A 19,551-nucleotide genomic window follows, 5' to 3' on the forward strand; every position below is an offset into this window, starting at 1 on the left:
TGAGTGGGCCCGGCCCGGGGACGGGCGCGCGGGTCCGGCACCCGTCCCCGACGTTCGGAGGGTCAGCAGTTGTCGAGGATGCCGGTGAGCGCGGTCTTCTCGGCGCTGTCCACGCCGAGCCCGTAGTACTGCTTCACCTGCACCCAGGCGCGGGCGTAGGTGCAGCGGTAGGAGGCCTGGGGGAGCCACTCGGCCGGGTCGCGGTCACCCTTGGAGCGGTTGCTGCTCGCGGAGACCAGGACCAGCTGGGGGCGGGTGACGTCGTTGGCGAAGGCCTGGCGCTGGGCGGTGGTCCAGGCCCAGGCGCCGGAGGCCCAGGCCTCGGAGAGCGGCACCAGGTGGTCCACGTCGAAGGTGGACGGGTTGGTGGTGGTGGCGCCGTCGTACGGCGAGGCCCAACTGCCGCTGGTGGCCTTGCAGGAGGTGTCGGTGGTGACGTCGGTGCCGTCCCGCTTGACGATCCACTTGCGGGTGTCGCAGCTGCCGCTGATCTTGATCCAGGTGGGGAAGAGGGTTCTGTCGTAGCTGTCCGCGTGGGTCTCGGGGGTGGCGGTCATCCCGTCGAGGTAGAGCCGGGCGGTGGCGGCGGAGATCGGGGTCGGCAGTGCGGCCTGGGCCGGGCTGCCGCCGGCGACCACGGTCGCGGCGACGAGGGCGGCGGCGGCCGGCAGGCAGGACAGGAACCGGCGTATGGATCCGGTGAGGGCCATGGCGAACGCTCCATCAGAAGATCGGATTGACTGATGAGTTGCGTGCGCCAGTGTGTCGGCTTCGCGGCTACGCGGGTAGACCCCGGGAGTGAAATCCTCGTGGACATCGGACGGGTACGGACAAGTCCGGCACTCCCGGGGGCCGTTCGCACCCGGCCCGGACGCGACGAGGGCCCGGGACGCGGCTGTGCGTCCCGGGCCCTCGGCCGTTCGTCGTGCCGACCTCGCCGACCTCGCCGAGGTCGGCGGTCAGTTCACCTGTTCCTGCCGGGCATGTTCCTGCTCCTGCTGCTCCTGGCGGTGGCGACGGCCGGCCAGCCAGACGTAGACCAGGATGCCGGCGAACAGGAACAACACGCCCTGGTAGACGGCGGCGTAGCCGGCCCCGGCCAGCAGCCAGATCGAGAAGGCGAAGGCACCGAGGCCGAGCACCGCGTCGCGGACCAGGCGGGTGCCGTCGACCTTGTCGGTGGCGCCGCGGACCAGCCAGTACAACTGGGCGGCGGTGGAAAGCAGGTAGGGCACGACGGCGGTGAACGTGGTGATCAGGACGAGCACGGCGAAGGCGCCCTTGGCGCCGCTGGCGAAGTTGACGACGGTCAGCACCGAGGCGAGCGCCACGCTGACCAGCACGCCGAAGGTCGGCACGCCGCGCTTCTCCTTGCCGAAGGCGGCCGGGAAGAGCCCGTCCCCGGCGGCCGCGTACGGCGCCTGGGCGGCCAGCAGGGTCCAGCCGTTGAGCGCGCCGGTCATCGAGACCAGCGCGGCGACCGCGATCGCCGCGCCGCCCCAGGTGCCGCCGAACATGGCGTTCACGGCGTCCGAGAACGGCGCGCTGGAGTCGACCAGTTGCTGGTGCGCGACGGTGCCGAACACCGCGAGGGTGCCCAGCAGGTAGACCACCGCGGCGCCGCTGGTGCCGAGCACGCTGGCCCGGCCGACGTTGCGCTCCGGGTCGCGGACCTGGCCGGCGCTCATCGCGGCCGACTCGACGCCGACGTAGCTGAACATCAGGATCGCCGCGGCGGCCGTCATGCCGCCCATCCAGCCCTGGCCGCTGGCCTCGAAGGGGCCGACGTTCTTCGGGTCGAAGAAGAACAGTCCGCCCACCGAGATCAGCAGCAGCGGAATGAACTTGAGGACGGTGGAAACGAGTTGGACCGCCCCGACGTACCGGGTGCCGGCCAGGTTGGCCAGTGCGGGCAGCCACTGCAGGACCAGTGCGGCGGTGATCTCCAGCGCGACGTCGTGGTGTATCGGCAGCAGCACGTCCAGGTAGCCGACGGCCGCCACGGCGAGCGCGGCGTTGCTGACCACGGCGGTGATCCAGTACGACCACGCCGACAGGAAGCCGGCGAAGTCGCCGAAGGCCTCGCGGGCGTAGACGTACGGCCCGCCGGTGCGCGGGTTGCGGCGGGCCAGCTGCCCGAAGACCAGCGCCAGCGCGATCGAGCCCACGGTGATGACGGCGAAGGCGAGCAGGCTGACCGTCCCGAAGGGCGCCACGGCGGCCGGGATCATGAAGATGCCGCCGCCGATGATGTTGCCCATCACCAGGGCGGTGGCGACGGGCAGCCCGAAGCGGCCGCTCTTCGCCGGAGCCGGAGCCGGAGCCGAACCAGGAGCCGGAGCCTGGTCCGGGGTCTCCGGGCTGCTCGGTCGGGTCGCATGCGGGGTCGCCTGCGGGTTCGCCTGCCGGGTCGCGGCGGGGCTGGTCTGCATGAGGGTGGTGCGCCTTTCGTGGTCCTGCCTGCGCTCGGTGGAGCGACCGTTCATGCTCGGACCGGGCGGCACCTTGCACCAAATCGACGGTATTTGTTCATTTCGCCCGAGGGAACACCGCAAGACTTACGGTCGTACGCCTGTCGGACCGGCACTCGTCCGGTGCGCCCCGCGAGGGCGTTCGACCCGGAATGCGGATGTACGAGCACGTTCGTCCGGCCGGGGGAGATGTGTCACCCGAATGACTCAGCGCGGCCGCGACGCGCGCGCCGCCTGCGGGTTCGTGTGCCAACCTTGGCCCGGCGCTCCCCGGTGGAGCGCCGCCCGGCCTTTCGGACCGGCTCGAACTGGCCGTTCGGGGGCGCGGGTTGACGACCAGAGACCAACCAAGAGGACATCAGATGTCGCTTCGTGGGAACATCCGCAAGTTCGCCGTGATCACCGTGGTGACGGGTGCCGCGGCCCTTGCGGCGCCGGCGCCGGCGATGGCGGCCTGGCACGGGTCGCACGCGTCGACCGGGCAGAGCCTGGAGTCGGGCTCGGCGGGTGTCGGCCTGTTCGGCCCGCACGCCAGCTGGCTGAACGCTCACTCGCACACCGAGGACGACTGCATCGGCGACTGCTGATCCGGCTGATCCGCAGCTGAGCCCGGGGACCGCCCGTAGCGGTCCCCGGGCTCACGGCCGTCCGTCCGCCTCCGCCTCCGTCTCCGCAACCGCCCGGGGACGCCGGGACAGCCGCCCCGGCCACCACATGTGCCGGTCCAGGTCCATGGTCAGCGCGGTGACCAGCACCGAGCGCACCACCAGGGTGTCCAGCAGCACCCCCAGCGCCACCGCGAACCCGATCTCGGCCAGCCCCACCACCGGCAGCGTCCCCAGCACCGCGAAGGTGCTGGCCAGGATCAGCCCGGCGGAGGTGATCACCCCGCCGGTCGCGGACAGCCCGATCAGCGCGCCCCGCCGGGTGCCGTGGTGGGCGGACTCCTCCCGTACCCGGGTCATCAGGAAGATGTTGTAGTCGATCCCGAGTGCCACCAGGAAGACGAAGACGAACAGCGGGAACGCGTTGTCCTCGCCCTGGAAGTGGAAGACGTGGGCGAAGAACAGCGAGCTGATCCCGAGCGCCGCCGCGTACGAGAGCACCACGGTGGCGATCAGCACCAGCGGCGCGGTGACGGCCCGCAGCAGTACGGCCAGGATCAGCAGCACCACTCCGAGCACCAGCGGGATGATCGCCCGGTTGTCGTCCCCGGCGGCCCGCCCGGCGTCCAGGACGACGGCGGTGTTCCCGCCGACCTTGGCGTCCGCCCCCGGTACGGCGTGCACGGCGGTGCGCACCCGGTCGACGGTGTCCTTGGCGGCCTGGCTGTCCGGGGGGTCGGTCAGGGTGGCCTGGAACAGGGCCCGCCCGTCCCGCACGACCGGCGGCGAGGTGGCCGCGATCCCGGCGGTGGACTGCGCGGCGGCCCGTACGGCCGGGGCGCCGGCCGCGGCGGAGACCACGGTGAGCGGTGCGCCCGTCCCGCCCGGGAAGTGCTGCTCCAGCACCTGCTGGCCGACCACCGAGTCCGGCTTGCCGGTGAAGGAGGCGGCCGTGCTGAGCCCGTTGGCGTTCAGCGAGACCAGCCCCACGCAGCAGGCCGCGAGCGCCAGCGCCGTCCCGACCCACACCTTGCGCGGGCGCCGTCCGATCCAGGCGCCGACGTGCGCCCAACGGCCGGTCCGGGTCGGCTCCGGGGTGCCGTAGTCCGGTCTGACCGGCCAGAACACCCAGCGGCCGACGATCACCAGCAGCGCGGGCAGCAGCGTCAGCATCGCGGCCAGGGCCACCACGACACCGATCGCCAGCACCGGGCCGAGGCCGCGGGTGGAGTTCATCCGGGCGATCAGCAGGCACAGCATCGAGGCGACCACGGTGGCCGAGGAGGCCAGCACGGCGGGCCCGGCCCGGTGCAGGGCGTACGCCATCGCCTCGTGCCGGTCCTCGTGCCGGCGCAGCTCCTCCCGGTAGCGGGCGGTGAGCAGCAGGGCGTAGTCGGTGCCCGCGCCCAGCACCAGGACGATCAGGATCCCGGCGCTCTGCGCGTTGACGGTCAGCCCGGCGTGCTTCGCCAGCAGGTAGATGAAGGCCTGGGAGACGGTCAGCGCACCGGCGGCGGAGAGCAGCGGCAGCAGCCACAGCACCGGGCTGCGGTAGGTGAGCAGCAGCAGGACGATCACCACGCCGACGGTGGCGGCGAGCAGCGAGCCGTCGATACCCGCGAAGGCCTTGGCCTGGTCGGCGGCGATCCCGCCGGGGCCGGTGACATGGGTGGTCATGCCGTGGCTGTCGGCGGTCGCGGTCTGCCGCAGGGTGTCCACGGCGGGCTTGAGGTCGTTCCAGCCGTTGGTGCCGACGTCGATCGGCACGACGGTCTGCATCGCCTGCCCGTCGGCGGACAGCACCGGGCCGATGACCGGCCCGACCACGTGCGGGACGGCGGCGAAGGTGACGGCCTGCCGGGCGGCCTCGGCCCGGTCGGCGGGGGTGATGCCGGTGGTCCGCTGGTAGACGACGACGGCCTGGGCGGTGTCCACCGGCTGGAAGGCCCGCTGCTCGTTCAGCACCTGGGTGGACTCGGCGTTGCCCGGCAGCCAGCTGGACGCCTGGTTGTCCTCGGCGCCCATCAGCTTCCCGGCCAGCGGGCCCAGCGCGATCAGCAGCACCAGCCACAGGGCCAGCACCACCCACTTGCCCCGGCGCCCGCTGGGCAGCGCGGCCAGTTTCCGAGTCGTGGACATCCGTCCACCCCCAGGTGGCGATGGATCGAGCAGGTGGCGTGACTCGTTCCAGCCTGCCACCGCACCGCCCGACCGGCAGCTCCGGGCGTCCAGCGGTTCCGCGCGTCCGGCGGCTCCGCGCGTCCGCTAGGACACCGGCACGGCCGCCCGCTCGCGCAGCTCCCGCAGCACCGCGATGTCCATCGCGTGCCCGGTGCCGTCCCCGCCGTGCTTGCGGTCCGGGGTCTCCACCAGCAGCGGCACCCCGGCCGTCTCCGGGTGCTCGAACAGCTCGCGGAACGGCTCCGCGCCGATCATCCCGGCGCCGATGTTGGCGTGCCGGTCCTTGCGGGCGCCGACCACGTCCTCCGAGTCGTTGGCGTGGATCAGCCGCAGCCGGCCCGGACCGGCGGCCGAGGCCAGGGCGTCCAGCGCGGCCGTCACCCCGCCGGGGGCGGCCAGGTCGTGCCCGGCGGCGAAGGCGTGGCAGGTGTCCAGGCAGACACCGACCTTGGGGTGCCCGTCCAGCGCCTCCACGTACTCGGCCAGCTGCTCCAGCCGCGAGCAGAGCGAGCTGCCCTGGCCGGCGGTGGGCTCCAGCAGCAGCCAGGGCGCGTCGTCGCCGAGCGCGTCCAGCTCGTCCAGCAGCGGCCGGACGTCGGCGCGCACCTGCGCCATCGCCTCGGCCCGGCGCGAACCGCCGCCGGGCGCGGTGCCGACCGCCGAGCCGGTGTGCAGCACGACGCCGAGCGCGCCGATCGCGTGGCCGCGGTGCAGCGAGTGCCGCAGCGAGTCGGCCGAGCGCTCCCGGGTGGCCGGGTTGTCCGAGCCGAAGTTGATCAGGTACGGCGCGTGCACCCAGGCCGGGATGCCCTGCTCGGCGCAGGCCGTACGGAACTCCTCGTCCTGGGCCGGGTTGCCCGCGGGCGTGGCCCAGCCGCGCGGATTGGCCACGAACACCTGCACCGTCTCGGCACCGACCCGGCTCGCGTACGCCAGGCCCGTCCCGGCCAGGCCCCGGCCGGCCACCGGGACGTGGGCGCCGATCGGGTTCCGGCGGGCGGCGGGGGTCGGTCCGGTCGCGGTGCTCATGCCCCGAGGATGTCACGGGCCCGGGCGGCGACGGCGCGCGGGCCCGTCCCCGCGCCGGGTGCGCACGCCACGCCGGGGCGCGCCCGGCGGGAGCCGTCCGACCCGTCCCAATGGCCGACGGCCCGTCAGTCCGGCAGCCCAGCCCTGGTGGCGGGCCCCCGGGGGCGACCGTACCGTCGACTCGGCCGTACTCACCGAACGTCACCACCCGCACACGCCGGGTCGGAGCGTCCCCTCCGCCCTCCCGCAGCCGACCAGCGCGCCCACCGCCCCACCGCGCGCGCCGAAAGACAGGTCACCACTCATGCCCACGCGCCGGGTCCACCACCTCGCCGCGGCCACCGCCGCCGCCACCGCCCTGACCACCGTCCTCGCGACCCTGGCCGCCGCCCCCGCGGCCCGCGCCGCCGACGGCGCCCTCCACCTCGTCCACCCCGGGGAATCGATCCAGCAGGCCGTCGACGCCGCCGCCCCGGGCGACACGGTCCAGGTCCTGCCCGGCAGCTACCGCGGCAGCGTCCGCATCGCCACTCCCGGTCTCACCCTGCGCGGCGCCGGAGCGGCCACCGAGATCACCCCCGGGGACGGCACCGAGAACGCCTGCGCCACCGCCGGGCACGGCGTCTGCGTGGTCGGCACCGAGCAGGCCCCGCTGCGCGGGGTCACCGTCGAGGCCCTCGCCGTCACCGGCTTCCGCAAGAACGGCATCGACGCCAGCGGCACCACCGGCCTGACCGTCCGCGCCACCTACGTCCACGACAACGCCCAGCAGGGCATCAGCCAGGAGATCTCGACCAAGGCCGCGATCGTCGGCAACCGCTCGGTCGACAACGGCCAGTCCGGCGTCTTCCTCGCCAACTACGCCTACCGCGAGGGCGGCGCGCCCGACACCGGGGGCACCCTCGTCGAGGGCAACGTGCTCACCGGGAACCGGGTCGGCGTCACCGTGCGCCGGCTGCGCGTGCTCACCGTCCAGGGCAACGAGATCAGCGGCAACTGCAGCGGTGTCTTCGTGGTCGGCGACGAGGGCGTGCCCCGCGCCGGGGACCTCGACGTCCGGAAGAACCGGGTGGTCGCCAACAACAAGTTCTGCGCGGCCAATCCGCGCCTCGGCGCCATCCAGGGCGCGGGCATCGTGCTCACCGGCACCGAGGACACCCGGGTGACCGACAACGAGGTCCGCGACAACGCCGGATCCACGGACTTCTCCGGCGGCATCGTCCTGTTCAAGAGCGTCGTCGGGATCCCCAACACCCGGGCCACCGTCACCGACAACCGGCTGAGCGGCAACGGCCCGGCCGACCTCGCCGACCGCGACACCGGCACCGACAACTCCTTCACCCGCAACACCTGCGCGGTCTCCGAGCCGTCCGGCCGCTGCTGACCCGCCCGTCGGCCCGCCCGCCCGCCGACGCTCCGCCGTCCCGCCCGCCGAGACCCCGCCGAGCCCCCGACCGACAAGGACCAGCCCATGACCACCGCCCCCGTCAACCCCACCCCCCAGCCGGCGATGCGCCTGCGCGAGCTCGTCTTCGGCGCCGCCTGCGCCGCCGCCGTCCGCGCCGCCGCCCGGCTCGGTGTTGCCGACGTGCTCGGCGACACCCCGACCACCGCCACCGAGCTCGCCGCGCAGCTCGACACCGAACCCCGCCAGCTGCGCCGCCTGCTGCGCGCGCTCACCTGCTACGGGATCTTCGCGGAGACCGGCGGCGACCGCTTCGAACACACCGAGATGTCCCGCCTGCTGCGCGACGACGCCCCCAACTCCCTCCGCCACATCGCCCTCTGGTGCACCGAGCCGTGGACCTGGGAGGCCTGGCCGAAGCTCGACGAGGCGGTACGCTCCGGCCGCAACGTCTTCCCCGACCTGTTCGGCAAGGAGTTCTTCGACTACCTGCACAGCGACGCCGGCGACTCGGCGAAGGTCTTCGACAAGGCGATGACCACCTCCAGCCGGCAGTCCGCCCGGGACTTCGCCGAGTACCTGGACCTCACCGGCATCGACTCGGTCGCCGACATCGGCGGCGGCCAGGGCCACGTCCTCGCCAGCCTGCTGGAGAAGCACCCGGCCCTCCACGGCACCCTGCTCGACCTGCCCAAGGTGGTCGCCGGCGCCGACCCCCGCCTCCAGGACGGCGGCGCCTTCTCGGCCCGCGCCCGCCTCGTCCCCGGCGACTGCCGGGTGGAGATCCCGGTGCGCGCCGACCTCTACATCATCAAGAACATCCTGGAGTGGGACGACGACAGCACCCGCCGCACCCTCGCCAACGTGGTCGCCGTGGCCCGCCCCGGCGCCCGGGTCGTGGTGGTCGAGAACCTCGTCGACAACAGCCCCTCGATGCGCTTCACCACCGCGATGGACCTGATGCTGATGCTCAACGTCGGCGGCGCCAAGCACTCCGAGGAGAGCATGGTCCACCTCATGCAGGAGGCCGGCCTCGACGTCGCCGCCGTCCGCCCCGTCAACCCCTACCTCCACGCCTTCGAGTCCACCGTCCGCGGCTGACCCCCCTCCCGGAACGCCCGACGGCCGCTGCTCCCCGACCCGGGGGAGCAGCGGCCGTCGGGGTGTTCAGGCCTTGTGGGAGGACTCCAGGTGGGCGAAGACCACCACGTTGTCCAGGTAGTCCCGGCGCTTCTTGTCGTAGGTGCCGCCGCAGGTGATCAGGCGGAGCTGGGCGTCCGGGGTCCTGCCGTAGACCTTCTGGTCGGGGAAGGCGTTCTTGGCGAAGGTCTCCACGTTGTCGACCGAGAAGACGGCGACGGTGCCGTCGGCGCGGCTCACCTCGACCTTGTTGCCGGGCAGCAGCAGGCTCAGCAGCAGGAAGACCGCCGGGCCCTTGGTGGTGTCGACGTGGCCGGCGACCACCGAGCTGCCGCGCTCGCCCGGGGTGACGCCGTCGCGGTACCAGCCGACCAGGTTCTTGTCGTCCGGCGGGGGCGCGTTGAGCTGTCCGGCCGGGCCCAGGGCGAGTTCGGTGAACGGGGCGTCGACGGCGATCTGCGGGATCCGCAGCCGGGTCGGCTTGGACCGCTTGAGCACCGGCGCGCCCGGCGCCGCGGGCGGGGCCGTGGCGCCGGCGGTGGCCGCCGCGGGGCCGGGGACGGCGGGGGCGGCCGCCGCCGGGGGAGCGGCCTGGCCGGCCGCCTGGTCCTCGGCGGGGCCGGTGTCCATCGAGTTGTAGATCAGCAGCAGGCCGACCGCTGCCGCGCCCATCCCGCCGCGCAGCAGCCTGGGCATTCCGGAGCCGGGACCGCCGGTCATCCGTGTCCTCCGCTCGAAGTGCTTCGTGGGGAGCCTGTTCCGCAACGGCCCGCCGCCCCCGTGCGCCCCGCCCGGGAGGGGGAGCGCCCAGAGGCGGCGGTGGCGGACGTCAGACGGCTGCGGCGCCGGAGGTGCGACGGCCGCGGCGCAGCGCGATCGCACCGGCCCCGAGGCCGCCGAGCAGCAGCACCGCGCCGGAGGCGAGGCCGCCGCCGGACAGTGCCAGGCCGCCGCCGCCGGTGTGCACGCCGCCGTGCGGGGTGTGCTCCTCCTCCCGGCCGTCGGAGCCCTTGCCCTCGGAGCCCTTGTGCTCGCCGGAGCCCTTGCTGTCCGAGCCCTTGTGCTCGCCGGAGCTCTTGCCGTCGGAGCCCTTGCTGTCGGAGCCCTTGTGCTCGCCGGAGCTCTTGTCGTCGTAGCCCTTCGAACTGTCGGAGCCGCCCTTCTCGGGCTGCTTCTCCTGCCAGGTGAGGTTCTTGCCCTGGTCCGAGGAGGAGCCGTCGGCGAAGGCCATGGGGGTGCCGACGGTGAGGACGGCGGCGACGGCCGCTCCGGCGAGCAGCGTGCGTGCAGAACGCATGAGGATGATCCTTCCGGCGCGTGGGCCGCGACCGCCGGCACGGTGCCGGTCAGGGGACTCGCGAACAAGTGGCGCCTGATCCACCGTCAACCAGGGTGGGGCCGCCTGCCACCCGAGCGTGGCAGCTCCGGTACGGAGAGTGCGCCCTTCGGGTGGAGTCCGGGGCGTGTTCACCCGGGTGGCCCGGCGATCCGGGTGATTCGGATTCGAGGCGGGGTGGTAGTGGTGCGCGCACGCACCGGCCCGTCCCCGGCGTGGCGCGCGCATGGGCCCGCCCCCGGCGTGGTGCCGGGGGCGGGCCCAGAGCGGAGCGGGGACGCGGCTCAGCGGTCCCAGCGGTAGAACTCGCGCGCCATGGCGTCCTTCGGCTCGCGCCAGGTGGCCGGGTCGTAGGCCTGGACGAAGGCGGTCAGGCGGTCGCTGACGGTCCGGAACTCCGGGTGGCCGAGGACCTTGGCGACGGCCGGGCCCGGCGGGCGGTCGGCCTCGATCAGGTGCAGGTAGACGTCGCCGAACTGGAAGAGGCTGCGCCCGGTGACGCCGATCAGGTGCGGCAGTTCGCCACGGTCGGAGTCGGCGAACACCTCGGCGATGTCCGGGGCGGCCTCGGGCTTCATCCGCGCGACGATCAGTGCGCGGTGGGCGCCGGTCACTGCTCGGCCGCCCGCTTCTCGACCTTCTCGCGGATCAGCTGCAGCTGGATCCGGGAGTTCTTGTTGATGTGGTTGACCATGCCGTCGTCGTCCACCGGCGCGGTGGGCTTCATCGCGAAGTCCTGGACCCAGCGCATCCGGGTGCCGGCCGGGACCTCGGCGTACTCCCAGTGGATCTCCATGAACTCGAACGGTCCGGGCTCGACCCGGCGGGCGTTGACCTCCAGCGACGACCGGTCGGTGGTGCGCTCGGAGACCCAGCTCCACACCTGGCCGTTCTCGTCCGGGTGCATGGTGAGCCGGAACTGCACCCGGTCGCCGTCGCGCTCCAGCACCTCGACCGAGGCGTACTCGCTGAAGAGGTCCGGCCAGTTCTCCAGGTCGTTGGTCATCTCCCAGACCAGGTCGAGCGGGGCGTTGATGACGATCTCGTTGTCGGTGTGTCCGGGCATCTCAGGCACCCGCCTTCGCGGCGAGGGAGGTGTTGACCAGCTCCAGGAACTCGGCCGGGGTCTTGGCGGACTCGGCGCCGGAGGTGACCTTGAGGCTGTGCCGGTTCTCCAACTCGCCGACGATGCCGAGGAGTCCGAGCGAGTCGACGCCGAAGTCGTCGAACTGCGCGCCCGGCTGCTCCAGGTCGTTCGGGGCGACGGTGACGCCGGCCCGGGCCTGGAGCAGGGCGGCCAGCTCGGGATAGCTGAGGGTGTTGCTCACGGGGTTCCCTTCGAGGAGGTCCAGTGGATCGGGGGTGCGGGGGTCAGGTCGGCTCCCCGCGGCGGAGCACCAGCGCGGAGTTGGAGCCCATCAGCCCGCGGCTGAGCACCAGCGCGGTGCGCAGTTCGGCCGGGCGGGCGCGGCCGGTCACCAGGGCGAGGTCGTGGCAGACCTCGGTGACGTTGGGGGTGGGCGGCAGCACGCCGTCCTCCATGGCGAGCACGGCGGCCGTGACGTCCAGCATCGGGGCGCCGCAGTAGGCCCGCCCGGTGCCGGCCTTGGGGGCGGTGACCGGGACGCGCTCGGCGGCCGGGCCGAGCGCGTCGACCAGCGCCAGGGCCTCGGCCCGGTCGGCGGCGGGGACGCCGAGCGCGTCCGCGAAGACCACGTCGATCTCCTCGGGCGCGATCCGGGCCTCGTCCAGCGCGATCCGGATCGCCGCGGCCAGTCCCTCCCGGGACTGCTCCCAGCGGGAGGCCCCGGTGAAGGTGGCGCCGTGTCCGGCCAGGTGGGCCCGGACGGCGGCGCCGCGCCGGCGGGCCGCCGACTCGTCCTCCAGCAGCAGCATCGCGCCGCCCTCGGCGGGGGCGAAGCCGCAGGCCTGCGCGGTGAACGGCAGGTAGGCGGCCTCCGGCCGGTCGGCCAGGCTCAGCTCGGGGTAGCCGAGTTGGCAGACCATGGAGTACGGCGCGAGCGGGGCCTCGGCGGCGCCGACCACCACGGCGTCGGTGCCGCGCTCGACCGAGCGGGCGGCGTGCGCGAGCGCGTCCAGGCCGCCGGCCTCGTCGCTGGCGACCACCCCGCACGGGCCCTTGTAGCCGCCGCGGATCGAGATCTGGCCGGTGCTGGCCGCGTAGAACCAGGCGATGGACTGGTACGGGCCGACGAACCGCGGCCCCTGGCCCCAGAGTTGCTGGAGTTCGCGCTGGCCGAACTCGCCGCCGCCGGAGCCGGCCGCGGTCACCACGCCGACCGCGAAGGGCCGTTCGGGATCGGGCCGGAACCCCGCGTCGGCCACCGCCAGGTCGGCGGCGGCCATCGCGTAGTGGGTGAAGCGGTCGGTCTGCACGAGGTAGCGGCTGTCGATCACCGACTGCGGCTCGAACTCCCGCACCTCGCCCGCGACCCTGAGCGGCAGCTCGGTGCAGCCCTCGCGGGATATCCGGTCGAGGACGCTCACGCCCTGCCTGGTGGCCTTCCAGAAGGCGTCGGCCCCGACACCGTTCGGTGCCACCACGCCGAGACCGGTGACGACCGCCCGGCGGCCCTGCTGACGTGACGTCATGGAACTCACCCCGTTCTGTTGAGCACGACGGCGGACTGGAATCCGCCGAATCCGCTGCCGACCGAGAGGATGTGGCTCAGCGGCAGCTCGCGCGCGGTGCGCGGCACGTAGTCGAGGTCGCACTCCGGGTCCGGAGTCTCGTAGTTGGCGGTCGGCGGCACCACGCCGTGGGCGAGTGCCAGGGTGCAGGCGACCACCTCGATCGCGCCGATCGCGCCCAGCGAGTGCCCGACCATCGACTTGATCGAGCTCATCGGCGTCTCGAAGGCGTGGCCGCCCAGCGAGCGCTTGACCGCGGCGGTCTCGTGCCGGTCGTTCTGCTTGGTTCCCGAGCCGTGCGCGTTGACGTAGTCGACGTCGCCGCGGTCGACCTTGGCGTGGTCGAGCGCGTGGTCGATCGCCCGTGACATCTCCAGCCCCTCCGTGGTGAGGCCGGTCATGTGGTAGGCGTTGCCGAAGGTGGCGAAGCCGCCGATCTCGCCGTAGATCCGGGCGCCGCGGCGGCGGGCGTGCTCCAGCTCCTCCAGCACCAGGACGGCGCCGCCCTCGCCGAGGACGAAGCCGTCCCGGTGGGCGTCGAAGGGGCGGGAGGCGTGCTCCGGGTCGTCGTTGCGCTCGCTGGTGGCCTTGATGGCGTCGAAGCAGGCGACGGTGATCGGCGAGATCGGGGAGTCGGAGGCGCCGGCGACGCAGATGTCGGCGCGTCCCTCCTCGACCGCCTGGAAGCCGTAGCCGATCGCGTCCAGGCCGGAGGTGCAGCCGGTGGAGACGGTCTGCACCGGGCCGTGCGCGCCGACCCGCTCGGCCACCGCGGAGGCCAGCGTGCTGGGCGCGAAGGCCCGGTGCAGGTGGGGCTCGGCGTGCCGGTGGTCCACGTCCCAGCGCGCGCCGGAGGCGCTGACCAGGGCGTAGTCGTGCTCCAGCCGGGTGGTGCCGCCGACGGCGGTGCCGAGCGAGACGGCGATCCGCCACGGGTCCTCGGCGGCCAGGTCCAGCCCGGCGTCGGCGACCGCCTCGGCGGCCGCGACCATCGCGAACTGCACGTAGCGGTCGGCCCGTCGGACCTCCTCGGGGCTCAGCCCGTGGGCGGCCGGGTCGAAGTCGCACTCGGCCGCGATCCGGGAGCGGAACCCGGCCGGGTCGAAGAGGGTGATGCCCCGGGTGGCGGTGCGGCCGGCCGTCAGGAGGTCCCAGAACGCGGGGATCCCGATCCCTCCGGGCGCGACCACGCCGATCCCCGTGACGGCGACCCGCCGTGTCACGAGGCCACCTTGGCGTGTTCCGGGGGGCCGGCGGGGGCGGACCCCCCGGCACCGGAGGTCTCCTCGGTGCTCACGTGGCCCAGGTCGGGGCGGGGCGCGAGCGGGCCGCAGTGGAAGACCATCCGGGCCTCGGTGTCGCCGACGTTGCGGAAGCGGTGGCGCATGTTGATCGGGATCATCAGGCCCTGGTCGGGCTTGAGCGGCCGGGTCTCCCCGTCCAGGTCGACCTCCAGGTCGCCGGAGACGACGAACACGAACTCCTCGGAGTACGGGTGGTAGTGCTCGTTGATCCGCTCGCCGGGCCCGATGATGGCCAGGCCCATGAAGCCGCTGGTCGCCCCGCAGCTGGGCGGGGTGAGCATGGTGCGCAACAGGGCGCCGTGGCGGCGGTTCTCCGGGGCCTCGTCGACGTTGATGATCGGCGGGAACTGCGTGGTCATGATGGCTTTCCTCCGGGAGGGCTGGCCGGGTGTCAGTCGTTCTGCGAGCTGCGGTCGGTGACCGGGCTCATGGCGCGGGCGGCGAGGAACGCGCCCAGGCCCGCGGCGGTGCGCAGGTCCCCGGCGGGGCCGAGGTCGAGCAGGGCGGCCAGTTCGGCGGCCTCCTGGTCGCCGGCCACGCCGAGCGCGGCGGCGGCCTCGGCCTCGGCCGGCACCCGGAGGTCGACCAGGCGCACCACGGTGTCCTCGCGCTGGAAGACGATGGCCGCGGCGACCGGGCCGGTCGGGTCGGCGGTGGCGAGGTTGTCGTGGTCGAAGAGCAGCTCGGCGACGGCCGGCCCCCGGCCCGGGCGCACCGGGTAGAGGACGGCGTGCCGGTGCAGCCGCCCGGAGGAGGGGGAGCTGGCGATCGCCTGGTGCCGGGCGGGCAGCGCGGCCTTGGCGAAGAAGGCCCGGGCGGACTGCGGGTCGCCCAGCTGCCGGGCCTCCTCCAGGTACGGGTTGAGCTCCTCCTCGACCGCCCGCACCTCGGGCTGCATCGCCACGTGGCGCAGCGCGTCGCCGAGGTTGCCGACCACCTCGACCGCGCGCACCACCCGGTTGCCGTGCATGAACAGCGAGGTGCGGCGCAGCCGGGTGTGCTCGTCCACCTCGGCCCGGGGCGAGGTGTAGCCGGACAGGATCCGGGCCACCTCGGCCTCGCTGCCGGGCTTGACGGTGAAGGTCAGTGCGTGGCGCACCACGCCGTCCGGGCCCGGGTCGGCCCGCGGCGGGCCGACGTGCCCGGCGGGCTCGCTGCGCGGCAGGCCGGGCGGCACCTCCATCGGGGCCCTGGTGCCGGTGGACCCGGCCGCCGAGGTCTCGCGCAGCACCGCGTAGCGCAGCGAGCGGAAGTTGTCGCTGACGCAGCCGTGCATCGGCTTGACCATCTCGCGGTGGGCGGGGCTGTCCACCCACTGCAGGAAGGTCTCCTGGTCCTGCCACTCGCTGGTGATCAGCCACTGGCGGGGGTCGTTGATGGACTGGCACAGCTGGTCGCTGACATGGCCGGGCACCGAGGCCACCTGGTGGCGCAGTTGCTCGTAGACGTCGAGGAAACGCTGCTGGGCGCCGTCCTGGATCTCCAGCATCAGCACCACCCTCAGCCGGGTGTCGGATTCCTCGTGCTGCTTCGGCTGCGGTTCGGACAGAGTCGTCATGATCCACTTTCTGCTCTTGGCCGCACGCGGCGGGCCGTGGCGGCCGCGTCCGGCGGGTGCTCCCGGCTGGGGGAGGGCGGTGCGGTGGCGGTCGGCCCGGGGCGCTCGGCGCCAGGCCTGAGGTCGATCGTGAGCGGCCGACCGGGCGCGGCGCGAGATTTGCGGGCCATCCGGGCGAAGGGGCGGCACAGGCCCCCTCGGGCGGGGGATGGAAGAGCGGGGCCCGGCTGAGCGGGCCCGTCCAGGGCGGCGCCGAGTCCAGTCGCCGGGCCGCGGAATCCCCTTACAGGGTGGAGCAATTGATGAATCCGAAGGTGGACGAACGGGTGCCGGTCCTGATCGTGGGCGGCTCCCTGGTCGGGTTGTCGGCCTCGCTGTTCCTCGGTCGGCTGGGTGTCCGGCACCTGCTGGTCGAGAAGCACGCCGACACCTCGCACCACCCGCGCGGGCGCGGCAACAACGTCCGCACGATGGAGCTGTACCGGGTGGCCGGGATCGAGCCGGCGATCCGTGAGGCGGCCTCGGTGCTGGCCCCGAACCACGGCATCCTGCAAGCGCCCTCGCTGACCGGCGAGGAGCAGGAGTGGCTGTTCCGGGAGATCGACCCGGGCGGGCGGCTGGCCCGGTTCAGCCCCAGCTCCTGGTGCCTGTGCAGCCAGAACGACCTGGAGCCGGTGCTGCTGCGGTCGGCCCGCGACCTCGGCGCGGACCTGCGGTTCAGCACCGAGCTGATGTCCTTCGAGCAGGACGCCGACGGCGTCACCTCGGTGCTGCGCAGCCGGGAGACCGGCGAGGAGCGGGTGGTGCGCTCGGAGTACCTGATCGCCGCGGACGGCCCGCGCAGCCCGGTCCGGACCGGCCTGGGCATCGGCCGGACCGGCAAGGGCGAGCTGTTCCACAACGTCAGCATCACCTTCCGGGCCAAGCGGCTGGCCGACGTGGTCGGCGACCGGCACTTCATCGCGTGCTACCTGACCAACCCGGAGGCGGACGGCGCGCTGCTGCCGGTGGACAACCAGTCCGAGTGGGTCTTCCACGCGCCCTGGCACCCCGAGCACGGCGAGCCCCTGGAGGCCTTCACCGACGAGCGCTGCGAACGGCACATCCGCACCGCCGTCGGCCTGCCCGAGCTGGACGTCGAGGTGACCGGCAAGGCGCCCTGGCACGCCGCCGAACGGGTCGCCGAGCGGTACGGCGTCGGCCGGGTCCTGCTCGCCGGGGACTCCGCCCACGAGATGTCCCCGACCGGCGCGTTCGGCTCCAACACCGGCATCCAGGACGCCCACAACCTGGCCTGGAAGCTGGCCGCGGTGCTCTGCGGCTGGGCCGGGCCCGGCCTGCTGGAGACGTACGGGCAGGAGCGCCGCCCGGTCGCCGAGGTCACCGGCGAGCGCGCCTCGGCCCGCTCCGCCGAGCACAGCCACCCCGGCTACGCGGTCGTCCCCGGTGTCGGGCGGCAGGCCGGGGTGCTGTCGGTGGCGCTGGGCTACCGCTACCCGCGGGGCGCGGTGGTCGGCACCGACCCGCAGGGTGCGGTCGTCCCGGAGCAGTTCGAGTCGGCGGGCGAGCCGGGCAGCCGGGCCCCGCACCAGTGGCTGCTGTGCGCGGGCGTGCGGCTGTCCACGCTGGACCTGTACGAGCAGGCGATGGTGCTGCTCACCGACCCCGAGGGCGCGGCCTGGCAGCAGGGCGCCCGGCGGGCGGCGGACCGGCTGGCCGTCCCGCTGGACGCCTACCGGATCGGCGACGGCGCCGAGGACGACCTGGCGCCGGAGCCGGGCAGCGACTTCGCCGCCCTGCACGGGGTGGGCCCGGGCGGTGCGCTGCTGGTGCGCCCGGACGGCTTCGTCGCCTGGCGCTCGCCGGGGCCGGTCGAGGACCCGGAGGCCGAGGTGGAGGCCGCGCTGCGGGCGGTGCTGGACCTCTGAACCTCTGACGCGCGCGGACGGGCCCGCCGGTCGTCACGACCGGCGGGCCCGTCCTGTCAGGTCCCAGGCGTCAGGTCCCGGGTGTCATGGGTCAGGAGTCTCGGGGGTCACAGGGGGTGCTCAGGCGGTCAGTGACCGCCCGCGTCGACCACCTCGACGTCGGCCACCTCCCGCTCGATCTCCTCGGCGGGCAGCGCCACCCGGATCGCCCAGTAGTAGATCGCCAGCGCGAACACCGAGACCAGCGCCATGTCGTACCAGAGCGGGATCAGGCCGGTGCCGTTGCCGAAGCCGCCCTGCCAGGAGATCAGGCCGAGGCCCAGCAGGTAGACCGGCAGCCACTGGGCGGCCTTCCAGTTGAGCCGCGGCGCGTTGGGCAGGCGGTTCTTGATCGCGTAGGCCGCGTAGCCGCCGAGCAGGGCGTAGCCGAGCACGATGGCGATGCCCAGGCGGGACAGGGTCTGCCAGCCGGCCCAGTAGATGATCAGGCTGGCGACCACGAAGGAGACCGGGGAGATCACGCCGCCCAGCGGCAGCCGGTAGGAACGCTCGCGGTCGGGCAGCCGGCGGCGCAGGGCGCCGAAGGCCAGCGGGGCGCCGGCGTACATCAGCACGCTGGCGGAGGTGATGAAGCCGACCAGCTGCTGCCAGCTCGGGAAGGGCAGGAAGCAGATCACGCCGGTCACGAAGGACAGGATCAGGCCGAACCACGGCACGCCGTTCCGGTCCAGCTGCTCGAACTTCTGCGGGGCGTAGCCGTTGCGGCTCAGGCCGTAGGAGATGCGCGAGGTGGAGGTGGTGTAGATCAGGCCGGTGCCGGCGGGGGAGATCACCGCGTCGACCTTGAGCACGTAGTACAGCCAGCCGAGGCCGACCAGGGTGGCCAGGCCGGCGAACGGGCCGTCGATGCCGGGGAAGTCCAGCTTCGCCCAGCCGTTGGCGAAGGCGGTGACCGGCAGTGCGCCGATGAAGACGACCTGCAGCAGGGTGTAGATCAGGGTGCCGATGGCGACCGAGCCGAGCACGGCGCGGGGGATGTCGCGCTTGGGGTTGCGGCTCTCACCGGCGATCTGGATGGCCTGCTCGAAGCCGAGCAGGGCGAAGATGATGCCGCTGGTGCTGATCGCGGCGAGCACGCCCTTGGCGCCGAACGGGGCGAATCCGTGCGAGGTGAAGTTGGAGGCGTGGAAGCTGGTGATCGCCAGCATGAAGATCGTGAGCAGAGGAACGAAGATCTTCAACCAGGTGGCGATGCTGTTGGTCCGGGCGAGGACCTTCACACCGAGGAAATTGACCGCGACGAACACCGCCATCAGCATGGTCGCGACAATGAATCCGCTGGTGGTCAGGGTGCCGTTGGTGTGCTGCAGTCCGCTGGCCCAGGGCACGTCCTTGGCGTAGCCGATCATGGCCTCGACCTCGATCGGTGCCACGGTGGCCGCCTGGAGCCAGGAGAACCAGCCGAAGGACATGCCGGCCAGGCCGCCGAAGGCGTAGTGCGGGTAGCGCGCGGTGCCGCCCGAGACCGGGAAGAGCCCGCCGAGTTCGGCGTGCACGAGCGCGAGCAGCACGATGCCGACGGCGCCGATGCCCCAGGAGATGACGGCCGCCGGCCCGGCGGCGGTGACGGCGCTCTTCGCGCCGAAGAGCCAGCCGGAGCCGATGATCGAGCCGACCGAGGCCCACATGAGGCCGATGAGTCCGACGTGGCGCTTGAGCGACCGGTGTGCGGTCCCGGTGGTGCCGGAGCTCTGGTCGGGCGGCGAGATCTGGTTGAGGGAAGCCATGGATGATCTCTCTGTGTGTGGGGGCTCCGGGGTGGGCGGAGCGCGGAGAGTTGCCACACAGTAGGGCTATTCATAGACCTCTGCACAGATTCCATTGCTGAATGTTTACTTTCTTTGCCAGATATCCGTGCAGGTAGGGGGCCGTCTGTTCATGG

The 19,551-nt window shown here is 73.3% G+C and carries 18 protein-coding genes; 4 read left to right on the forward strand and 14 right to left on the reverse strand.

Annotated features, from left to right (window positions below; translation table 11 throughout):
• Positions 1 to 62: 62 nt before the first annotated feature.
• Entirely contained in the window at positions 63 to 710 is a 648-nt protein-coding gene (locus ACFC1T_RS09945) for an HNH endonuclease family protein (RefSeq protein WP_375885906.1), read from the reverse strand.
• Between the two features lie 249 nt (positions 711 to 959).
• Positions 960 to 2,432, reverse strand: a complete 1,473-nt coding sequence (locus tag ACFC1T_RS09950) for an amino acid permease (RefSeq protein ID WP_375886197.1) — start codon at positions 2,430 to 2,432, stop codon at positions 960 to 962.
• A 401-nt stretch (positions 2,433 to 2,833) separates the two neighbouring features.
• Between ACFC1T_RS09950 and ACFC1T_RS09955 the strand changes: the two genes are divergently transcribed.
• Positions 2,834 to 3,058 carry a hypothetical protein gene (locus tag ACFC1T_RS09955; RefSeq protein WP_375885909.1) on the forward strand — a complete coding sequence of 75 codons (225 nt, stop codon included), beginning with the start codon at positions 2,834 to 2,836 and terminating at the stop codon, positions 3,056 to 3,058.
• Between the two features lie 51 nt (positions 3,059 to 3,109).
• Here ACFC1T_RS09955 and ACFC1T_RS09960 read toward each other — a convergent pair whose 3' ends face one another.
• Together ACFC1T_RS09960 and ACFC1T_RS09965 are read right to left on the reverse strand one after the other, a co-directional pair.
• Complete coding sequence (locus tag ACFC1T_RS09960; protein ID WP_375885912.1) at positions 3,110 to 5,215, reverse strand: MMPL family transporter; 2,106 nt, start codon at positions 5,213 to 5,215, stop codon at positions 3,110 to 3,112.
• Positions 5,216 to 5,341: 126 nt separating this feature from the next.
• Positions 5,342 to 6,286, reverse strand: a complete 945-nt coding sequence (locus ACFC1T_RS09965) for a deoxyribonuclease IV (protein ID WP_375885915.1) — start codon at positions 6,284 to 6,286, stop codon at positions 5,342 to 5,344.
• Positions 6,287 to 6,590: 304 nt separating this feature from the next.
• Here ACFC1T_RS09965 and ACFC1T_RS09970 point away from each other — a divergent pair, with 304 nt between their 5' ends.
• Positions 6,591 to 7,670, forward strand: a complete 1,080-nt coding sequence (locus tag ACFC1T_RS09970; RefSeq protein ID WP_375885917.1) for a nitrous oxide reductase family maturation protein NosD — start codon at positions 6,591 to 6,593, stop codon at positions 7,668 to 7,670.
• An 87-nt stretch (positions 7,671 to 7,757) separates the two neighbouring features.
• Positions 7,758 to 8,792 carry a methyltransferase gene (locus ACFC1T_RS09975; protein ID WP_375885920.1) on the forward strand — a complete coding sequence of 345 codons (1,035 nt, stop codon included), beginning with the start codon at positions 7,758 to 7,760 and terminating at the stop codon, positions 8,790 to 8,792.
• 66 nt (positions 8,793 to 8,858) lie between these two features.
• Here the strand turns inward: ACFC1T_RS09975 and ACFC1T_RS09980 are convergent, their stop codons facing one another.
• The 9 genes from ACFC1T_RS09980 to ACFC1T_RS10020 all read right to left on the reverse strand — a co-directional run bounded on the left by ACFC1T_RS09980 (position 8,859) and on the right by ACFC1T_RS10020 (position 15,681).
• Positions 8,859 to 9,551: a class F sortase gene (locus tag ACFC1T_RS09980; protein ID WP_375885922.1), complete on the reverse strand. Its 693-nt coding sequence runs from the start codon at positions 9,549 to 9,551 to the stop codon at positions 8,859 to 8,861.
• A gap of 109 nt (positions 9,552 to 9,660) precedes the next feature.
• Complete coding sequence (locus ACFC1T_RS09985) at positions 9,661 to 10,128, reverse strand: hypothetical protein (RefSeq protein WP_375885925.1); 468 nt, start codon at positions 10,126 to 10,128, stop codon at positions 9,661 to 9,663.
• Positions 10,129 to 10,451: 323 nt separating this feature from the next.
• A complete protein-coding gene (locus ACFC1T_RS09990; RefSeq protein ID WP_030287701.1) occupies positions 10,452 to 10,745 on the reverse strand; it encodes a TcmI family type II polyketide cyclase in 294 nt (97 codons plus the stop codon).
• A gap of 32 nt (positions 10,746 to 10,777) precedes the next feature.
• A complete protein-coding gene (locus ACFC1T_RS09995; protein ID WP_375885927.1) occupies positions 10,778 to 11,233 on the reverse strand; it encodes an SRPBCC family protein in 456 nt (151 codons plus the stop codon).
• Between the two features lies 1 nt (position 11,234).
• Positions 11,235 to 11,495 (reverse strand): acyl carrier protein, encoded by a 261-nt coding sequence (locus ACFC1T_RS10000; protein ID WP_375885930.1) that lies wholly within the window; start codon positions 11,493 to 11,495, stop codon positions 11,235 to 11,237.
• 43 nt (positions 11,496 to 11,538) lie between these two features.
• Positions 11,539 to 12,780 (reverse strand): beta-ketoacyl synthase N-terminal-like domain-containing protein, encoded by a 1,242-nt coding sequence (locus ACFC1T_RS10005; RefSeq protein ID WP_375885933.1) that lies wholly within the window; start codon positions 12,778 to 12,780, stop codon positions 11,539 to 11,541.
• A 5-nt stretch (positions 12,781 to 12,785) separates the two neighbouring features.
• Positions 12,786 to 14,042, reverse strand: a complete 1,257-nt coding sequence (locus ACFC1T_RS10010; RefSeq protein WP_375885935.1) for a beta-ketoacyl-[acyl-carrier-protein] synthase family protein — start codon at positions 14,040 to 14,042, stop codon at positions 12,786 to 12,788.
• Positions 14,039 to 14,482, reverse strand: coding sequence for a cupin domain-containing protein (locus ACFC1T_RS10015; protein WP_375885938.1), 444 nt, complete (start codon positions 14,480 to 14,482; stop codon positions 14,039 to 14,041). The genes ACFC1T_RS10010 and ACFC1T_RS10015 overlap by 4 nt, the downstream gene beginning before the upstream one ends.
• 32 nt (positions 14,483 to 14,514) lie before the next feature.
• On the reverse strand, positions 14,515 to 15,681 hold the full coding sequence (locus ACFC1T_RS10020) for a SchA/CurD-like domain-containing protein (protein ID WP_375885940.1): 1,167 nt from the start codon (positions 15,679 to 15,681) through the stop codon (positions 14,515 to 14,517).
• Positions 15,682 to 15,983: 302 nt separating this feature from the next.
• On the opposite strand from ACFC1T_RS10020, the gene ACFC1T_RS10025 reads away from it, so the two are divergent.
• Complete coding sequence (locus tag ACFC1T_RS10025; protein WP_375885942.1) at positions 15,984 to 17,609, forward strand: FAD-dependent oxidoreductase; 1,626 nt, start codon at positions 15,984 to 15,986, stop codon at positions 17,607 to 17,609.
• A gap of 128 nt (positions 17,610 to 17,737) precedes the next feature.
• Here ACFC1T_RS10025 and ACFC1T_RS10030 read toward each other — a convergent pair whose 3' ends face one another.
• Complete coding sequence (locus ACFC1T_RS10030) at positions 17,738 to 19,396, reverse strand: APC family permease (RefSeq protein WP_375885944.1); 1,659 nt, start codon at positions 19,394 to 19,396, stop codon at positions 17,738 to 17,740.
• Between the last annotated feature and the right edge of the window lie 155 nt (positions 19,397 to 19,551).

It is taken from the genome of Kitasatospora sp. NPDC056076 (assembly GCF_042266305.1).
GTDB lineage: Bacteria > Actinomycetota > Actinomycetes > Streptomycetales > Streptomycetaceae > Kitasatospora.

Coding starts and splice junctions, on each gene's coding strand:
- ACFC1T_RS09945 (WP_375885906.1), bottom strand. CDS start 710: ATGGCCCTCACCGGATCCATACGCCGGTTCCTGTCCTGCCTGCCGGCC.
- ACFC1T_RS09950 (WP_375886197.1), bottom strand. CDS start 2,432: ATGCAGACCAGCCCCGCCGCGACCCGGCAGGCGAACCCGCAGGCGACC.
- ACFC1T_RS09955 (WP_375885909.1), top strand. CDS start 2,834: ATGTCGCTTCGTGGGAACATCCGCAAGTTCGCCGTGATCACCGTGGTG.
- ACFC1T_RS09960 (WP_375885912.1), bottom strand. CDS start 5,215: ATGTCCACGACTCGGAAACTGGCCGCGCTGCCCAGCGGGCGCCGGGGC.
- ACFC1T_RS09965 (WP_375885915.1), bottom strand. CDS start 6,286: ATGAGCACCGCGACCGGACCGACCCCCGCCGCCCGCCGGAACCCGATC.
- ACFC1T_RS09970 (WP_375885917.1), top strand. CDS start 6,591: ATGCCCACGCGCCGGGTCCACCACCTCGCCGCGGCCACCGCCGCCGCC.
- ACFC1T_RS09975 (WP_375885920.1), top strand. CDS start 7,758: ATGACCACCGCCCCCGTCAACCCCACCCCCCAGCCGGCGATGCGCCTG.
- ACFC1T_RS09980 (WP_375885922.1), bottom strand. CDS start 9,551: ATGACCGGCGGTCCCGGCTCCGGAATGCCCAGGCTGCTGCGCGGCGGG.
- ACFC1T_RS09985 (WP_375885925.1), bottom strand. CDS start 10,128: ATGCGTTCTGCACGCACGCTGCTCGCCGGAGCGGCCGTCGCCGCCGTC.
- ACFC1T_RS09990 (WP_030287701.1), bottom strand. CDS start 10,745: ATGAAGCCCGAGGCCGCCCCGGACATCGCCGAGGTGTTCGCCGACTCC.
- ACFC1T_RS09995 (WP_375885927.1), bottom strand. CDS start 11,233: ATGCCCGGACACACCGACAACGAGATCGTCATCAACGCCCCGCTCGAC.
- ACFC1T_RS10005 (WP_375885933.1), bottom strand. CDS start 12,780: ATGACGTCACGTCAGCAGGGCCGCCGGGCGGTCGTCACCGGTCTCGGC.
- ACFC1T_RS10015 (WP_375885938.1), bottom strand. CDS start 14,482: ATGACCACGCAGTTCCCGCCGATCATCAACGTCGACGAGGCCCCGGAG.
- ACFC1T_RS10020 (WP_375885940.1), bottom strand. CDS start 15,681: ATGACGACTCTGTCCGAACCGCAGCCGAAGCAGCACGAGGAATCCGAC.
- ACFC1T_RS10025 (WP_375885942.1), top strand. CDS start 15,984: ATGAATCCGAAGGTGGACGAACGGGTGCCGGTCCTGATCGTGGGCGGC.
- ACFC1T_RS10030 (WP_375885944.1), bottom strand. CDS start 19,396: ATGGCTTCCCTCAACCAGATCTCGCCGCCCGACCAGAGCTCCGGCACC.